The sequence below is a fragment of the Solimonas variicoloris DSM 15731 genome (assembly GCF_000382285.1).
Classification (GTDB): domain Bacteria; phylum Pseudomonadota; class Gammaproteobacteria; order Nevskiales; family Nevskiaceae; genus Solimonas; species Solimonas variicoloris.
Genome location: NZ_KB907928.1, coordinates 49,184 through 66,669, shown reverse-complemented (window position 1 = coordinate 66,669; position 17,486 = coordinate 49,184). Strand labels below are relative to the sequence as shown.

Below are 17,486 nucleotides of genomic sequence, written 5' to 3'. Positions count from 1 at the left end.
GGTCGCCGTCAGCCGCGCGGATGCACCGCCCGACCAGCCCCCGGGCCGGCGTCTGCCCCGCTCGGAGCAACATCGCCTCGCGCCTCGCCGGCGCAGACGCTCCCGGACCGGCCGCCGCGCGGCACGGACTGCCATTCAGGGCGGTCCATGTAAGCCCGCCCGGCCCGGGCATCACGAAGCGGGTCATCGACACCATTGGCGTTCGCAGGGGACGCCGTCGTTGTTGCCATCCATCTTCGTTTCCGGACAGTTACGCAGGAAGAAGGTGGCCTCCTCACAGGAATGCATCTGCGAGCAGTAGGTCCGCCCGTCGCAGCTGTATTTCACAGCCGCGCTGACGTGCTGCACTGCTGGCTCATCCCACGCTTCGCCGGATTCCTCCGCGCGCGGGGCAACATGATGCTGGTAGCCATACCAAGCCATCGCGGCAATCGCCGCCAGAACCAGAAGAGATCGCATGGCACGCCCCCATTCGTCTATTTCCTGCCGTCGCCGCCGAAGGTATAGAACGGCAGCGGCGTGACCTTGGAACCGGACTCGCCGCCCTCGGTGATGCGCACCGGGCCGGCCTTGCTGACCTCGTCGATGCGCACCACGGCGTGCACCGGCACGTAGAAGCGCTCGACGCCGGCGAACTCCTGCTTGAGGCGTTCCTCGCTGGTGTCGACCAGCACCGTGCTTTTCTCGCCGAAGACGAGCTTGCCGACCTCGATGAAGCCGAGCATGCCGCCGCTGTGGCTGACCTCGCGGGCGTAGAGCTCGTACTTCTGCCCCTGGTTCATGAAACTGATGCGGTAGAGACGCTGCTTGCCGGCCATGGCCCTGTTTGCTGTTCGATCGCGCCCGAGCGGGCGCCGGTCCGCCCATTTTAAGTCAGGCGCGCATCGCCGCCCGCGTCACGCCCCGCCGCATTTTTGTATCGGAAGGTAAAAGTCGGCGGATTCGCCAATGGCCTTGGCTATCATCGCGGCTGTTCGCATGCCGTTCTCCGGCCAGCAAGGACCTCGATGGAAACCCAGCCTCCCCGTCCGCAGGCGTCCGCGCCGCGTCGCGTCAGCACCCGCAGCAAATGGATCGGCGCCGGCATCGTCCTGCTGGTGCTGGTCGCGATCGGCGCCCTCGCCTGGTACCTGCTCCAGCGCAACAGCCAGACCTCCGGCTTCGGCATGGGCATGGGCATGCGCGGCGGCATGGCCAGTTCGGTCGGCATCGCCAAGGCCGAGGCGCTCGATATTCCGGTGACGATCGAGGCGCTCGGCACCGTCACGCCGCTGGCGACGGTGACCGTGCGGCCGCAGGTCTCCGGCGTGATCACCTCGATCGCGTTCCGCGAAGGCCAGCTGGTCAGGAAGGGCGAGCTGCTCGCGCAGATCGACCCGCGTCCGTTCGAGAACGCCCTGCTGCAGGCGCAGGGCAACCTGCAGCGCGACCAGGCGCAGCTCGAGAACGCCCGGCTGCAGCTGGAGCGCTACCGCACGCTGCAGGGCCAGGACTCGATCGCCCAGCAGGACGTCGACACGCAGGCGGCGACCGTCCACCAGCTCGAAGGCACGGTCGCCGCGGACCGCGCCGCCGTCGCCAGCGCCAAGCTCGACGTCGAGTACAGCCGCGTCACCGCGCCGGTCTCGGGTCGCGTCGGTCTGCGCGTCGTCGACGCCGGCAACTACATCGCCGCCGGCGACGCCAACGGCATCGCCGTCATCACGCAGGTCGCGCCGATCGACGTGAAGTTCGCCGTGCCGCAGGACAGCGTCGGCGAGATCCTGCGCCACGCCGCCGAAGGCGCGCTGCCGGCGGTCGCGCTCGACCGCACGCGCACCACCGAACTCGCCAGCGGCACGTTCACGACGCTCGACAACCAGGTCGACACGAGCACCGGCACGGTCGGCGGCAAGGCACGTTTCGATAACGCCGACAGCGCGCTGTTCCCGAATCAGTTCGTCAACCTGCGCCTGCAGCTCTACACCCTGCCGCAGGTCGTCGCGGTGCCGCTGTCGGCGGTCCGCAACGGCGCCAGTGGCGATTTCGTCTACGTGCTCAACGACGACCATACGGTCAGCGTGCGCAGCGTCAAGCGCGGCGCGCAGGCCGCCGGCAAGGTGCAGATCAGCGAGGGCCTGAAGCTCGGCGAGACCGTCGTCACCGAGGGCGCCGACCGCCTCAAGGACGGCGCCACCGTGCAGCTGCCGGGCGAAGCGGCGAAGGCGACCGACGCCGCGCGCAAGGCCGACGCCGCCGCCAACCCCGAACGGCGCAAGCAGCGTCGCCGGCCGGAAGGCGGCCCGGGCGGCGGTCCCGGTGGCCCGGGAGGACCAGGCGCGCCGCGTGGCCCCGGCGGTCCGGGCGGTCCGCCGCCGGGCGGCCAGTAAGCGCGCCCCGCCTCCGACGGAACGGCGATGAATCCCTCGCGTCCCTTTATCGAACGGCCGGTCGCGACCACGCTGCTGATGGCGGCGATCGTGCTCGGCGGCCTGCTCGGCCTGCGCTTCCTGCCGCTGTCGGCGCTGCCGCAGGTCGACTACCCGACGATCCAGGTGCAGACGCTCTACCCCGGCGCCAGCCCCGAGGTCATGAGCCAGACCATCACGGCGCCGCTGGAGCGCCAGCTCGGCCAGATGTCCGGGCTGCAGCGCATGAGCTCGGTCAGTTCGGCCGGCGCCTCGGTCATCACGCTGCAGTTCACGCTCGGCATCGCGCTCGACATCGCCGAGCAGGAAGTGCAGGCGGCGATGAACGCGGCCAGCTCGCTGCTGCCGTCGGACCTGCCGGCGCCGCCGGTCTACGCCAAGGTCAACCCGGCCGACGCGCCGGTGCTGACGCTGGCGATCACCTCGGACAGCCTGCCGCTGACCGAGGTGCAGAACCTGGTCGACACGCGGCTGGCGCTGAAGATCAGCCAGGTCGACGGCGTCGGCCTGGTGACGCTGAGCGGCGGCCAGCGTCCGGCGATGCGCATCCAGGCCGACACCCAGCTGCTGGCCTCGTATGGCATCGGCCTGGCGACGATCCGCACGGCGATCAGCAACGCCAACGCCAACGCCGCCAAGGGCAGCTTCGACGGGCCGAGCCGCTCGTACTCGATCAATGCCAACGACCAGCTGACCACCGTCGCCGACTACGAAAACCTGATCGTCACCTACGCCAACGGCGCGCCGGTGCGGCTGGCGGACGTGGCGACCATCGTCGCCAGCGCCGAGAACACGCGCCTCGGCGCCTGGGCCGACGACCGGCCGGCGATCATCCTCAACGTGCAGCGTCAGCCCGGCGCCAACGTCATCAAGACCGTCGACGCGATCAAGGCGCGCCTGCCGGAACTGGAGAGCTCGCTGCCGGCCGCGGTCGAGGTGCGCGTGCTCGCCGACCGCACGACCGGCATCCGCGCCTCGGTCGAGCACGTGCAGATCGAGCTGATCCTCGCCGTCGTCATGGTCGTGCTGGTGATCTTCTTCTTCCTGCACAGCGTGCAGGCGACTGTCATCGCCAGCCTCGCCGTGCCGATCTCGCTGATCGGCGCCTGCGGCCTGATGTACCTGCTCGGCTACAGCCTCAACAACCTGTCGCTGATGGCGCTGACGATCGCCACCGGCTTCGTCGTCGACGACGCCATCGTCACCATCGAGAACATCTCGCGCTACATCGAGAAGGGCGAGAAGCCGCTGCAGGCGGCGCTCAAGGGCGCCCGCCAGATCGGCTTCACGATCATCTCGCTGACCGTCTCGCTGGTCGCCGTGCTGATTCCGCTGCTGTTCATGGGCGACGTCATCGGCCGTCTGTTCCGCGAGTTCGCGGTGACGCTGGCGATCACCATCCTGATCTCGGCGGTGGTGTCGCTGACGCTGGTGCCGATGCTGTCGGCGCGCTGGCTGCGCCACGACACCGGCGACAACGCGCTCGGCCGCAAGGTGCAGGCCTTCTTCGACCGCGTGGTCGCACACTACGACCGCGGCCTGCTCTATGTGCTCGACCGTCAGCCGGCGACGCTGTGGGTCGCGCTGGCGACCTTCGTGCTGACCGTCCTGCTCTACATGTTCATCCCCAAGGGCCTGTTCCCGACGCAGGACACCGGCCAGCTGCAGGCACGCACGGCGATGGACGATGCGGTGTCGTACGCGCGCATGGCCGAGCTGCAGCAGCAGGCGGCGCACGCCATCCTCGCCGACCCGGCGGTCGACAACCTCAGCTCGTTCATCGGCGTCGACGCGGCCAACAACACGATGCTGCACAGCGGCCGCATGCTGATCAATCTGCGCGACGACCGCAGCGGCTCGCAGGCCGAGATCATGCAGCGTCTGCGCGAACGCGTCGAAACGGTGCCGGGCGTGCAAATCTGGCTGCAGCCGACCCAGGACCTGACGATCGACGCCGAAACCGGGCCGACGCAGTACCGGCTGTCGCTCGAAGGCTCGGACACGCAGAAAGTCGCCGAGTGGGCGCAGCAGCTGACGGCGGCGATGCAGCAGCTCGACGCGGTCCGCAACGCCACCACCGAAGCCGGCGCCGAGGGCCGCGCCGCGTTCGTCAAGCTCGACCGCGACAGCGCCGCGCGCCTGTCGATCACCGCCTCGACACTCAACGACGCGCTGTACAGCGCGTTCGGCCAGCGCATCGTCTCGACGATCTTCACCGAGACCAACCAGTATCGCGTCATCCTCGAAGGCAAACCCGGCCTGCTGACGAAGCCGGACAACCTCGGCCTGCTGCACCTGCAGGGCACCGGCGGCGCGACGCCGCTGGCGGCGATCGCCACGATCCGCGAGCAGGCAGCGCCGCTGCAGGTCACGCACGTCGCCCAGTATCCGGCGGCGACGATCGGCTTCGATACCGCCGACGGCGTGTCGCTGGGCCACGCCGTCGCGGCGATCCGCGACGCCGCGCAGCAGATCGGCCTGCCGAGCAGCGTCACGCTGAACTTCCTCGGCGCGGCCAGCGCCTACGAAGCCTCGCTGTCGAGCACGCTGTGGCTGATCGTCGCCGCGATCGTCTGCGTCTACATCGTGCTCGGCGTGCTCTACGAGAGCTTCGTGCATCCGCTGACGATCCTCTCGACGCTGCCGTCGGCCGGCGTCGGCGCGCTGCTGGCGCTGATGCTGGCCGGCCACGACCTCGGCGTGATCGGCATCATCGGCATCATTCTGCTGATCGGCATCGTCAAGAAGAACGCGATCATGATGATCGACTTCGCGATCGAGGCGCAGCGGCACGAAAACCTCGCGCCACGCGCGGCGATCCGCCAGGCGGCGCTGCTGCGCTTCCGGCCGATCCTGATGACGACGCTGGCCGCGCTGTTCGCCGCCGTGCCGCTGATGCTCGGCTTCGGCGCCGGCGCCGAACTGCGCCGGCCGCTGGGCCTGGCGATCTTCGGCGGCCTGATCGTCAGCCAGCTGCTGACGCTGTTCACGACGCCGGTGATCTATCTGGCGTTCGAAAAGCTGGCCGGCCATCGCGAGGATCAGCCGGTGCCGCCGCGCGCCAACGATGTGCCGTCCGCCGCCGGTCCCGGGGACGACGCGGAGCCGCGCGGCGCATGAAGCCGTACGCGCCACTGCCGACGCTCGCCCTCACTGAGGCGAGCCCCTCTCCCGCCCGGCGGGAGAGGGGCTGGGGCGAGGGCGCGGGCACGCCGTGCGCGCAGTGCGCGCAGTGCGCCGAGCTTGCGCTGGCTGCGGCCGCGGCCCTCTCCCTTGCCCTCTCCCGCATGCGGGAGAGGGAACGGTTCGTCGCCGCAGACGCATCGCCATGAACCTCTCGACCCTCTTCGTGCGCCGCCCGATCGGCACGACGCTGCTGACGATCGGCATCGCCCTGGCCGGCGTCGGCGGCTTCTTCGCGCTGCCGGTGGCGCCGCTGCCGCAGGTCGACTTCCCGGTGATCTCGGTCACCGCGAACCTGCCCGGCGCCAGTCCCGAGACCATGGCGACCAGCGTCGCCACGCCGCTCGAACGGCGCCTCGGCATCATCGCCGGCGTCAACGAGCTGACCTCGCAGAGTTCGACCGGCTCGACGCGCGTGACCATGCAGTTCGCGCTCGACCGCGACATCGACTCGGCGGCGCGCGAAGTGCAGGCGGCCATCAACGCCTCGCGCGCCGACCTGCCGGCGACGCTGAAACGAAATCCCACCTACCGCAAAGCCAACCCGGCCGACGCGCCGATGGTGGTGCTGGCGCTGCAGTCCGACTCGAAGACGCCGCAGCAGATCTACGAGGCGGTATCGAATCTCGTGCAGCAGCGGCTCGCGCAGGTCGACGGCGTCGGCGACGTCGAGATCGGCGGCGGCTCGCTGCCGGCGATCCGCATCGACGTGCTGCCGCTGCAGCTCAACCGCTACGGCATCAGTCTCGAAGACATCCGCGCCGCGATCGAGGCCGCCAACGCCAACCGCCCGAAGGGCGCGCTCGAGGGCGACGCGCGGCATTTCCAGATCTACACCGACCTGGCCGGCCGCAACACTGACGAGTACCGGCGTCTGGTCGTCGCCTGGCGCAACAACGCGCCGGTCCGCCTCGGCGACGTCGCCACGATCAGCGACGGTCCCGAGGATGCGCGCACGCTCGGCCTGTTCAACGGCAAGCCGGCGGTCATCGTCCTGCTGCGCAAGAAGCCCGGCTCCAACGTCATCCAGACCGTCGACGCGGTACGCGCGCTGGTGCCGGTGCTGCAGGCCGAACTGCCGACCGACATCCGCCTGCAGATCGCCTCGGACAGCACCAACTCGATCCGTGCCTCGCTGCACGAGATCGAGATCACGCTGCTGGTGTCGATCGCCCTGGTGGTGCTCGTCGTCTCGCTGTTTCTGCGCAATGCGCGCGCCACGCTGATCCCGGCGATCGCCACGGTCGTGTCGCTGCTCGGCACCTTCGGCGTCATCTACCTGCTCGGCTTCTCGCTGAACAATCTGTCGCTGATGGCGATCACGATCGCCACCGGCTTCGTCATCGACGACGCCATCGTCGTGCTCGAAAACACCAGCCGGCACATCGAGGCCGGCATGCGGCGCTTCGACGCGGCGCTGCGCGGCGCGCGCGAAGTCGGCTTCACGGTACTGTCGATCAGCCTGTCGCTGGTCGCCGTGTTCATTCCGCTGCTGTTCCTCGGCGGCCAGGCCGGGCGCCTGTTCCGCGAGTTCGCGGTGACGCTGTCGGTCGCCGTGCTGATCTCGCTCGTAATCTCGCTGACGACGACGCCGATGCTCTGCGCCTGGCTGCTCAAACCGCACGCCGAGCGGCAGACGCCGGGACGACTCGCGCGCTGGGCCGAATCCGGCTTCGGCTGGATGCTGCGCCTGTACGAGCGCCAGCTCGACTGGGCGCTCGCCGCGCGGCCGTTCGTCATCGTCGTGCTGCTGATCGTCGTCGCCATGAACGTCTACCTGTTCGTCGCCGTGCCGAAGGGCTTTTTCCCGCAGCAGGACAACGGCCGCATCATGGGCATGCTGCGCGCCGACCAGAGCATTTCGTTCCAGACGATGTCGCAGAAGCTGCAGACCATCGTCGACACGATCCGCGCCGACCCGGCCGTGCTCAACGTCGTCGGCTTCACCGGCGGCACGCGCGCCGGCAGCGGCTTTCTGATGGTCACGCTCAAGCCCAGGGCGCAGCGCAAGGCGACCGCGCTGGAAGTGATCGCGCGCCTGCGGCCGACGCTGTCGTCGATGGTCGGCGTCAACGCCTTCCTGATGCCGGTGCAGGATCTGCGCATGGGCGCGCGCTCGGCGAACGCCAGCTACCAGTACACCCTGAAAGCCGAGGATGCCGGCCAGCTCAAGCTGTGGGCAGGCAAGCTCGCCGAGGAACTCGCCCGCCAGCCGGGCATCAGCGACGTCAACTCCGATCAGCAGGACAACGGCGTCGAAGCCTACGTCGACATCGACCGCGACGCGGCGGCGCGTTTCGGCATCAGCAACCGGGACATCGACAACGCGCTGTACAACGCCTTCGGCCAGCGCTCGGCGGCGACGATCTACGAGGAGCTGAACCAGTACAGCGTGATCCTCGAAAGCGCGCCGCACTACACGCAGGGACCGGAGGCGCTCAAGGACGTCCACGTGCCGGCCAACGCCATGCACACCGCCAGCAGCGAATCGGCGAACCCGTCGCTGCGCGATCCGTCGACCGGCTCGGCGCTGAACACCGCGGCGAGCACGATGGTGCCGCTGGCGGCGATCGCCCGCTTCCGCGAGCGCGCGGCACCGACCTCGGTCAACCACCAGGACGCGGCGCTGGCGACGACGCTCTCGTTCAATCTCGACGAAGGCGTGACGCTGTCGCAGGCGCAGGCCGCGGTGAAGCGCGCCGAGGCCAACATCGGCATGCCGACCGCGATCGCCGGCGCCTTCGCCGGCACGGCGTCGGCCTACCAGCAGTCGCAGAGCCAGCAGCCCCTGCTGATCGCGCTGGCGCTCGTCGTCATCTATCTCGTGCTCGGCGTGCTGTACGAGAGTTACGTGCATCCGGTGACGGTGCTGACGACGCTGCCGTCGGCCGGCGTCGGCGCGGTGCTGGCGCTGCTGCTGTTCCGCATGGAGTTCTCGCTGATCGCCCTGATCGGCGTGTTCCTGCTGATCGGCATCGTCAAGAAGAACGCGATCCTCATCATCGACTTCGCGCTCGACGCCGAGCGCGCGCGCGGCCTGTCCGCGGTCGAGGCGGTGCGCGAGGCCTGCCTGCTGCGCTTCCGGCCGATCCTGATGACGACGCTGGCCGCCGTGCTCGGCGCGCTGCCGCTGGCGATCGGCTTCGGTGAGGGCAGCGAGCTGCGCCAGCCGCTCGGCGTCGCCATCATCGGCGGCCTGCTCGCCAGCCAGCTGCTGACGCTGCTGACGACGCCGGTCGTCTACGTCTACCTCGACAAGCTGCGCCGCCGCCGTGCCGACGAGCACCGCCTGAGCCGCGCCGCCTCCACCGCCTGAGCCGTGACCCCGAGATGATCCGCATGCCGGCCCGAACCCCTTCCCCGCTGCCCCGCCCGGCGCTTGCCGCAACGCTGGCCGGCCTCGTCCTGCTGGCCGCCTGCGCGGTCGGGCCCGACTACCGCCGTCCGGAGGTCGCGAGCGCAGCCACCGGCTTCAAGGAGTCCGGTGCCGACTGGCGACCGGCGCAGCCGAACGACGCGATCGAGCGCGGCGCCTGGTGGCAGCTGTTCGGCGATGCGCAGCTCGACGCGCTGGTGCAGCAGCTGCAGATCTCCAACCAGACCATCGCCGCGGCGCAGGCCCGCTACGCGCAGGCCCGCGCCCTGGTCGCCGAACAGCGTGCCTCGCTGTTCCCGACTATCGATCTCAGCGCCAGCGTCACGCGCTCCGGCAACAAATCGTCGAGCGGCGTCGTCACCGGCGGCACCGTGTCGAGCGGCGGCGGTGTACGCAACACCTATCAGGCCAGCCTCGGCGCGAGCTGGGAGCCGGACGTCTGGGGGCGCATCCGCCGCAGCGTCGAGAACGCCGCCGCCAACGCCGAAGCGAGCGCCGCCGATCTCGCCGCGGCGCGGCTCTCCGCGCAGGGCGAGCTGGTGACCAACTATCTCTCGCTGCGCGAGGCTGACGCCGAACTCGCGCTGCTGCGCGCCACCGTCGACGGCTACGCGCGCGCGCTGGCGATCGCCCGCAACCGCTACCAGGCCGGCGTCGCGCCGCGCACCGATCTGCTCAGCGCGCAAAGCCAGCTCTACAGCGCGCAGGCCGATCTCGAAGGCGTGCAGCGCACGCGCGCGACGCTCGAACACGCGATCGCCGTGCTGCTCGGCAAGTCGCCCGCCGACTTCTCGCTGGCGCCGGCCGACTGGAACGGCGTGGTGCCCGAGGTGCCGCTGCTGCTGCCGTCCGAGCTGCTGCAGCGACGGCCCGACATCGCCGCCGCCGAGCGCAGCGTCGCCGCCGCCAACGCCAGCATCGGCATCGCGCAGGCGGCCTGGTTCCCGAGCCTGCCGCTGTCGGCCTCGTACCGCAGCAGCGCTTCGCACCTGCGCGATCTGTTCGACAGCTCCTCGCTGATCTGGTCGCTCGGCGCCTCGGCGACCGAGACCCTGCTCGACTTCGGCGCGCGCAAGGCGCAGGTCGCGCAGGCGCGCGCCGCCTACGACGCCGCCGTCGCCGACTACCGGCAGACCACGCTCGCCGCGTTCCAGGACGTCGAGGACCAGCTGTCCGCAGCCCGCGTGCTGGAGCGCCAGCACGCGCTGCGCGAACAGGCCTCGGCGGTCGCCGACGAGAACGAGCGTCTGATCCTCAACCAGTACCGCGCCGGCCAGATCAGCTTCAGCGAAGTCGTCGTCGCGCAGGCTTCGGCGGCCAGCGCGCGGCGCGCGCTGGTGCAGGCCGCGCTCGACCGGCAGACCACCGCGGTCGCGCTGATCCAGGCGCTCGGCGGCGGCTGGCACACAGGGTCCGCGCACGCCGAATAGGCGTGGCGGACGGCAGCAGGCTTCAGGACAGCTCGCCGACGCGCAGCACGCTGAGCACACGCGTCTCGCCGTTCAGCGTCCACGGCATGCGCTGCGCCTCGCGCAGGCCGATCAGCGCGGCACCGACCGGGGTCAGCACCGAGATCCGCTGCGTCGCCGGATCAGCCTCGTGCGGCAGCACCACGCGCACGCTGCGGATCGCGCCGCTGGCCTCGTCCTGGTAGCGAACCGCGCGGCCGAGCGCGACGACGTCGGCCGGCAGCGCATCGGCACCGACCAGCGTCGCGCGCTCGATCTCGTCGAGCAGCGTGCCGGCCAGCTCCGGCAGCGCGTCGAGCGCGGCCAGCGCGACCGCGCGCAGGCGCTCGTACTGGCCGCGCTCGATCAGCAAGGGCGGCGCCGGCCGCAATGCGCGGCTCATCGGCACCGCTCCGGGGAGGACGCGCGCGGCAGGCAAACGAAATGAACAACGCGCGCACGCCGTGCGGCGCGCGAAATCCGAACCGGGAACATGGAAAACCTCCGTGGACACGCGCGGCGCGTCCGTCGAACTGGGCAGGGGAAGGTGTTGCGATCCCCGGGCCGGAACAACGGGAGGGCGCGGCCCGGGGCTCAGCCGCCTGCGACGACGGCTCCGGCGTGCAACTGCAAACGGCAGTAGGTCGTCAGGAGGAACATGGCGCGATCTTCGGCAGACGGCAGCAGGCTGTCAATGCCATCGCGGCGCGACTCGCATTAGGATGCACGCCAGCGACGAGGAGCACGCGTGACCCCCATCATCAGCATCCGCGGTCTGACCAAGACCTACGCTTCCGGCTTCGAGGCGCTCAAGCACATCGACCTGGAGATCCGCCGCGGCGAGATTTTCGCGCTGCTCGGCCCGAACGGCGCCGGCAAGACCACGCTGATCGGCGCGGTCTGCGGCATCGTGCGGCCCAGCGGCGGCAGCATTCATGCCGACGGCCACGACATCGCCCGCGATTACCGCCTGGCGCGCACCAAGATCGGCCTGGTGCCGCAGGAACTGTCGACCGACGCCTTCGAGACGGTCTGGGCGACGGTCAGTTTCAGCCGCGGTCTGTTCGGCAAGCCACGCGACCCGGCGTTCGTCGAGAAGCTGCTGCGCCAGCTCTCGCTGTGGGACAAGAAGGACGCCAAGATCATGACGCTGTCCGGCGGCATGAAGCGGCGCGTGATGATCGCCAAAGCGCTGTCGCACGAACCGACAATCCTGTTCCTCGACGAGCCGACCGCCGGCGTCGACGTCGAACTGCGCCGCGACATGTGGGAGATGGTGCGCGGCCTGCGCGCCAGCGGCGTGACCATCATCCTGACCACGCACTACATCGAGGAAGCCGAGGAGATGGCCGACCGCATCGGCGTCATCAGCCGCGGCCGCATCCTGCTGGTCGAGGACAAGGCGGCGCTGATGGCCAAGCTCGGCAAGAAGCAGCTGACGCTGCACCTGCAGGCACCGCTGGCGCAGCTCCCGGCCGCGTTCGCCGGCGAGCCGCTGGAGCTGTCGGCCGACGGCAATGCGCTGACCTACACCTTCGATGCGCAGAGCGAGGCGACCGGCATCGGCGCGCTGCTGCGTCGCCTCAACGAGCAGGGCATCGACTTCAAGAGCCTGCAGTCGAGCGAAAGCTCGCTCGAGGACATCTTCGTCAGCCTGGTCCGGGAACAGTCATGAACTTCTACGCGATCCGCGCGATCTACCGCTTCGAGATGGCCCGCTTCGGCCGCACGCTGATGCAGAGCCTGGCCTCGCCGGTGCTGTCGACCTCGCTGTACTTCATCGTCTTCGGCGCGGCGATCGGCTCGCGCATCGGCGCGATCGACGGCATCAGCTACGGCGCCTTCATCATCCCCGGCCTGGTGATGCTGTCGCTGCTGTCGGAGAGCATCTCGAACGCCTCGTTCGGCATCTACATGCCGAAGTTCACCGGCACCATCTACGAGCTGCTGTCGGCGCCGGTGTCGTGGGCCGAGGCGCTGGTCGGCTACGTCGGCGCCGCCGCCAGCAAGTCGATGATCCTCGGCGCGCTGATCCTGGTCACCGCGCGCCTGTTCGTGCCCTACGAGATCGCGCATCCGTTCTGGATGGTCGCGTTCCTGGCGCTGACGGCGGTCACCTTCAGCCTGTTTGGCTTCATCATCGGCGTCTGGGCCGACGGCTTCGAGAAGCTGCAGATCGTGCCGCTGATGGTGATCACGCCGTTGACCTTCCTCGGCGGCAGCTTCTATTCGATCAACATGCTGCCGCCGCTGTGGCAGAAGATCGCCCTCGTCAACCCGGTCGTCTATCTGATCAGCGGCTTCCGCTGGAGCTTCTACGGCGTCTCCGACGTGCACGTCGGCGTCAGCGCGGCGATGATCGGCGTGTTCCTCGTCGCCTGCCTGCTGCTGATCCGCTGGATCTTCAAGTCCGGCTACCGGCTGCGCAACTGAGCGGCGCGGCGCACGACCCCCGCGCCAGCCGGCCGCGCGCGCCGGCCATGGCCGATGCCGGCGCGGCGGTTACAGTGTCGGAACAAAACCAGAGGAGCGCCATGCAGTCCGAATCTTTCGACGTGCTGATCGTCGGCGCCGGCCTGTCCGGCATCGGCGCCGCCTACCACCTGCAGGCGCAGTGCCCGGACAAGCGCTACGCGATCCTCGAAGCGCGCGAGGCGAGCGGCGGCACCTGGGATCTGTTCCGCTATCCCGGCGTGCGCTCGGATTCCGACATGTACACGCTCGGCTATTCGTTCCGGCCGTGGCGGCAGGCCAAGGCGATCGCCGACGGCGCGGCCATCCTCGACTACATCCGCGACACCGCGCGCGAGTACGGCATCGAGCACCAGATCCGCTACCAGCATCGCGTGGTCGGCGCGGCGTGGTCGAGTGCCGAGTCGCAATGGACGGTCGAGGTCGAATGCGGGCCGCAGCGCGAACGCCGCACGCTGCGCTGCAACTTTCTCTACCTGTGCAGCGGCTACTACCGCTATGCCGCCGGCTACACGCCGGACTTCGCCGGCGTCGAGCAGTTCCGCGGCCGCCTCGTGCATCCGCAGCAGTGGACGCCGGACGTCGACTACGCCGGCAAGCGCGTGGTCGTCATCGGCAGCGGCGCGACCGCGGTGACGCTGGTGCCGGAAATGGCCAAGCGCGCGGCGCACGTGACGATGCTGCAGCGCTCGCCGACCTACATCCTGTCGCTGCCGGACCAGGACGCGGTCGCCAACACGCTGCGCACGCTGCTGCCGGCGCGGCTGGCGTACGCGCTGACGCGCTGGAAGAACGTGCTGTTCGGCATGGCCTTCTTCCAGCTGTGCCGGCGCGCGCCGGGTTTGGTGCGCAAGCTGCTGCGCGCCCGCGTGCAGCGCGCGCTCGGCCCCGGCTACGACGTCGACACGCACTTCAATCCGCACTACAAGCCCTGGGACCAGCGCCTGTGCCTGGTGCCGAACGGCGACCTGTTCGCCGCGATCCGCGCCGGCCGCGCCGAGGTCGTCACCGATCACATCGAGCGCTTCACCGAACACGGCATCCGCCTGCGTTCCGGCCGCGAGCTCGACGCCGACGTGGTGGTGACGGCGACCGGCCTGCAGCTCGAAGTGCTCGGCGGCATCGCCTTCGCGGTCGACGGCCAGCCGGTCGATTTCGCGAAGACGCTGAGCTACAAGGGCATGATGTGCAGCGGCGTGCCGAACCTGGCCTTCGCGATCGGCTACACCAACGCCTCGTGGACGCTCAAGTGCGACCTCAGCTCGGAGTTCGTCTGCCGCCTGCTCGAGCACATGGACCGTCACGGCTACCGCCAGTGCGTGCCGCTGCGCCGCGACCCGTCGATCGCCGAGGAGCCGCTGATCGACTTCTCGTCCGGCTACGTGCAGCGCGCGATCGAACGCTTCCCCAAGCAGGGCTCGCGCGCGCCGTGGAAGCTGCACCAGAACTACGCGCTCGACGTGCTGACGCTGCGCCACGGCCGTCTTGACGACGGCGTGCTGCAGTTCTCCGCTCCTGCGGCTGCGGCGACGGCCGCGTCCTGAGCGCGCGCCGTCAGCGCGCCTTCAGCGGCAGGCGCGTGGTGTTGATCGGCTGGCTCATCGAGATCGACGAGCTGATGTCCTGCACGCCGTCGATCTGCGAAAGCTTCTGCCAGATGAAGTGCTCGTACTCGTGGATGTCGCGGACCAGGATCTTGAGCAGGAAATCGACGTCGCCCATCAGCGTGTGACATTCGATCACCTGCGGCAGCAGCTTCACCGCGTCGATGAATTTCGGCAGCGCGTCGCGGCCGTGACGGGCCATCTTGATGTGCGCGAACACCAGCAGGCCGAAGCCGAGCTTCTCGTGATCGAGCAGCGCCACGCGCTCGCGGATGGCGCCGGCCTCGACGAGGCGCTGGATGCGGCGCCAGACGACGGTCTTCGACGAGGCGACGCGCTCGGCGATGTCGGCGATCGGCAGGGTCGCGTCGCGCTGCAACAGGTCGACGATGCGCAAATCCAGGGGGTCGAGCGTCAGGGACATCGTTCCAATCTATAGCGGCACTTCGGAACAAACAACCTATTCGCTGGCCACAGAGGACTTTTCCGGAATCCCATCCCGCGCGCCCCGCTCTATTCTGTCCGCATCGCCCGGACCGAGAAGCCGGGCCTGCGCGAGGAGACACGGCAGTGCACGCGAGAACTCACGACGGCGGCGGGACACGCGCCGCATCCGCACGACCCGGCAGGTCGGTCGCTGACATCGGCATGGCACGGGCGCGTGCCATGCTCGACGCACCGGGGGCAACGACCGCCGGCGCACGCACCACGCATCGAGGCTGAATCCCATGACGTCCTCTGCGCATGAACCCGGCGCGGCCTTGCGCCTGCACGTCCCCGAACCCAAGGCCCGGCCCGGCGAGGTGCCCGATTTCTCCGCCATGCGCGTGCCGCCGGCCGGTGCGCTGGCGCGCCCGCCGATCGACGCCGACGAGCCGGCGCTGCGCGAGTACCCGTACGCCCTGATCCGCGTGCTCGACGACGCGCACCGCGCGGTCGGGCCGTGGGCGCCGACACTGACGCCGGAGCGCCTGCGCGCCGGCCTGCGCCACATGATGCTGACGCGCGCCTTCGACGACCGCATGCTGCGCGTGCAGCGCCAGGGCAAGACCAGCTTCTACATGAAGTCGACCGGCGAGGAAGCGGTCGCCGTCGCCCAGGCCTATGCGCTCGACGACGGCGACATGCTGTTCCCGAGCTACCGCCAGCAAGGCCTGCTGATCGCCCGCGACTGGCCGCTGGTCGACATGATGTGCCAGATCTTCAGCAATCCCGGCGATCGCCTCAAAGGCCGCCAGCTGCCGGTGATGTACTCGGTGCCGGAAAAAAGTTTCTTCTCGATCTCCGGCAACCTCGGCACGCAGTTCCCGCAGGCGGTCGGCTGGGCGATGGCTTCGGCGATCAAGGGCGACACGCGCATCGCCGCGAGCTGGGTCGGCGACGGCACGACTGCCGAGGGTGACGTCCACTACGCCCTCACTTTCGCGGCCGTCTACCAGGCGCCGGTGCTGCTCAACGTCGTCAACAACCAGTGGGCGATCTCCTCGTTCCAGGGCTTCGCCGGCGGCGAGCGCACGACTTTCGCGGCGCGCGCGATCGGCTACGGCATTCCCGGCCTGCGCGTCGACGGCAACGACTTCCTCGCCGTCTACGCGGTCACGCAGTGGGCCGCCGAACGCGCGCGGCGCAACTACGGACCGACGCTGATCGAGCTCGTCACCTATCGCGCCGCGGCGCACTCGACCAGCGACGACCCGTCCGCCTACCGGCCGCAGGACGAGGCTGCGCGCTGGCCACTCGGCGATCCGGTCGAACGCCTCAAGCAGCATCTGATCGCGCTCGGCGCCTGGAGCGGAGCGCAGCACGAAGCGCTGGCGCGCGAACTCGAGGACCACGTCAAGGCGCAGCTGCGCGAAGCCGAGGCGCTCGGCACGCTGGGCACGCCGCCGGCCGGCGTCGAGTCGCTGTTCGAGGACGTCTTCAAGGACATGCCTCCGCATCTGCAGCGGCAACTCGCCGAACTCAAGGGAGCCTGAGCATGGCCAGCATGAACATGATCCAGGCGATCAACTCGGCGCTCGACGTGACCATGGGCCGCGACCCGGACATCGTCGTGTTCGGCGAGGACGTCGGCTACTTCGGCGGCGTGTTCCGCTGCACCGCCGGCCTGCAGAAGAAGTACGGCAAGACGCGCGTGTTCGACACGCCGATCGCCGAAGGCGGCATCGTCGGCACCGCGATCGGCATGGGTGCCTACGGCCTGCGGCCGGTGATCGAGATCCAGTTCGCCGACTACATCTATCCGGCCTTCGACCAGCTGGTGTCGGAAGCGGCGCGCCTGCGCTACCGCTCGGGCGGCGGCTTCCATGCGCCGCTGACGGTGCGCGCGCCCTGCGGCGGCGGCATCTTCGGCGGCCAGACGCACAGCCAGTCGCCGGAGGCGATCTTCACGCACGTCTGCGGCCTGAAGACCGTGATGCCGTCGACGCCGTACGACGCCAAGGGCCTGCTGATCGCGGCGATCGAGGACGATGATCCGGTGATCTTCCTGGAGCCCAAGCGCATCTACAACGGCCCGTTCGACGGCCATCACGAACGGCCGCTGACGCCGTGGGCCAAGCACCCGGCCGGCGAAGTGCCGGAAGACTATTACCGCATCGAGCTCGGCCGGGCATCGGTCGTGCGTCCCGGCGCGCAGCTGACGGTGCTCGCCTACGGCACGATGGTGCACGTCTGCCTCGCCGCCGCCGAGGAAGCCGGCGTCGACGCCGAGGTCATCGACCTGCGCTCACTGGTGCCGCTCGACCTCGACACCATCGCGCGCTCGGTGCAGAAGACCGGCCGCTGCGTGATCGCGCACGAAGCCTCGCGCACCGGCGGCTTCGGCGCCGAACTGATGGCGCAGGTGCAGGAAGCCTGCTTCTGGCACCTCGAAGCGCCGATCGAACGCGTCACCGGCTGGGACACGCCGTATCCGCACGCCTTCGAGTGGACCTATTTCCCGGGCCCGGCGCGCGTCGCCAAGGCCATGAAGAACGTCGTGGAGGCCTGAGCC

General features: G+C 69.6%; 13 protein-coding genes. 9 read left to right on the top strand and 4 right to left on the bottom strand.

Annotated features, from left to right (window positions below; genetic code table 11):
- Positions 1 to 183: 183 nt before the first annotated feature.
- On the bottom strand, positions 184 to 459 hold the full coding sequence (locus tag H149_RS22630) for an excalibur calcium-binding domain-containing protein (RefSeq protein ID WP_083930850.1): 276 nt from the start codon (positions 457 to 459) through the stop codon (positions 184 to 186).
- A 17-nt stretch (positions 460 to 476) separates the two neighbouring features.
- Positions 477 to 818: a DUF1820 family protein gene (locus H149_RS0106570; protein WP_020648948.1), complete on the bottom strand. Its 342-nt coding sequence runs from the start codon at positions 816 to 818 to the stop codon at positions 477 to 479.
- A 189-nt stretch (positions 819 to 1,007) separates the two neighbouring features.
- On the opposite strand from H149_RS0106570, the gene H149_RS0106565 reads away from it, so the two are divergent.
- The 4 genes from H149_RS0106565 (at position 1,008) to H149_RS0106545 (ending at position 10,397) form a co-directional block, all read left to right on the top strand.
- Positions 1,008 to 2,369 carry an MdtA/MuxA family multidrug efflux RND transporter periplasmic adaptor subunit gene (locus H149_RS0106565; protein WP_020648947.1) on the top strand — a complete coding sequence of 454 codons (1,362 nt, stop codon included), beginning with the start codon at positions 1,008 to 1,010 and terminating at the stop codon, positions 2,367 to 2,369.
- A gap of 27 nt (positions 2,370 to 2,396) precedes the next feature.
- The gene (locus H149_RS0106560; protein WP_020648946.1) at positions 2,397 to 5,528 is read left to right on the top strand and encodes an efflux RND transporter permease subunit; all 3,132 of its coding nucleotides are present in this window, start codon (positions 2,397 to 2,399) and stop codon (positions 5,526 to 5,528) included.
- 208 nt (positions 5,529 to 5,736) lie between these two features.
- Complete coding sequence (locus H149_RS0106550; protein ID WP_020648944.1) at positions 5,737 to 8,907, top strand: efflux RND transporter permease subunit; 3,171 nt, start codon at positions 5,737 to 5,739, stop codon at positions 8,905 to 8,907.
- Between the two features lie 14 nt (positions 8,908 to 8,921).
- Entirely contained in the window at positions 8,922 to 10,397 is a 1,476-nt protein-coding gene (locus H149_RS0106545) for an efflux transporter outer membrane subunit (protein WP_020648943.1), read from the top strand.
- Between the two features lie 22 nt (positions 10,398 to 10,419).
- Here the strand turns inward: H149_RS0106545 and rnk are convergent, their stop codons facing one another.
- Positions 10,420 to 10,818 (bottom strand): nucleoside diphosphate kinase regulator, encoded by a 399-nt coding sequence (gene rnk, locus H149_RS0106540; RefSeq protein WP_039748364.1) that lies wholly within the window; start codon positions 10,816 to 10,818, stop codon positions 10,420 to 10,422.
- 345 nt (positions 10,819 to 11,163) lie between these two features.
- On the opposite strand from rnk, the gene H149_RS0106535 reads away from it, so the two are divergent.
- The 3 genes from H149_RS0106535 (at position 11,164) to H149_RS0106525 (ending at position 14,431) form a co-directional block, all read left to right on the top strand.
- Entirely contained in the window at positions 11,164 to 12,090 is a 927-nt protein-coding gene (locus tag H149_RS0106535) for an ABC transporter ATP-binding protein (RefSeq protein WP_020648941.1), read from the top strand.
- A complete protein-coding gene (locus H149_RS0106530) occupies positions 12,087 to 12,848 on the top strand; it encodes an ABC transporter permease (protein ID WP_020648940.1) in 762 nt (253 codons plus the stop codon). Before H149_RS0106535 ends, H149_RS0106530 begins: the two co-directional genes overlap by 4 nt.
- A gap of 101 nt (positions 12,849 to 12,949) precedes the next feature.
- Positions 12,950 to 14,431: a flavin-containing monooxygenase gene (locus H149_RS0106525; protein WP_020648939.1), complete on the top strand. Its 1,482-nt coding sequence runs from the start codon at positions 12,950 to 12,952 to the stop codon at positions 14,429 to 14,431.
- Positions 14,432 to 14,441: 10 nt separating this feature from the next.
- Here H149_RS0106525 and H149_RS0106520 read toward each other — a convergent pair whose 3' ends face one another.
- Entirely contained in the window at positions 14,442 to 14,915 is a 474-nt protein-coding gene (locus H149_RS0106520; RefSeq protein ID WP_020648938.1) for an Lrp/AsnC family transcriptional regulator, read from the bottom strand.
- Between the two features lie 304 nt (positions 14,916 to 15,219).
- Between H149_RS0106520 and H149_RS0106515 the strand changes: the two genes are divergently transcribed.
- Positions 15,220 to 16,467 carry a thiamine pyrophosphate-dependent enzyme gene (locus H149_RS0106515; RefSeq protein ID WP_026352921.1) on the top strand — a complete coding sequence of 416 codons (1,248 nt, stop codon included), beginning with the start codon at positions 15,220 to 15,222 and terminating at the stop codon, positions 16,465 to 16,467.
- Positions 16,468 to 16,469: 2 nt separating this feature from the next.
- A complete protein-coding gene (locus tag H149_RS0106510) occupies positions 16,470 to 17,483 on the top strand; it encodes an alpha-ketoacid dehydrogenase subunit beta (RefSeq protein WP_020648936.1) in 1,014 nt (337 codons plus the stop codon).
- Positions 17,484 to 17,486 lie beyond the last annotated feature (3 nt).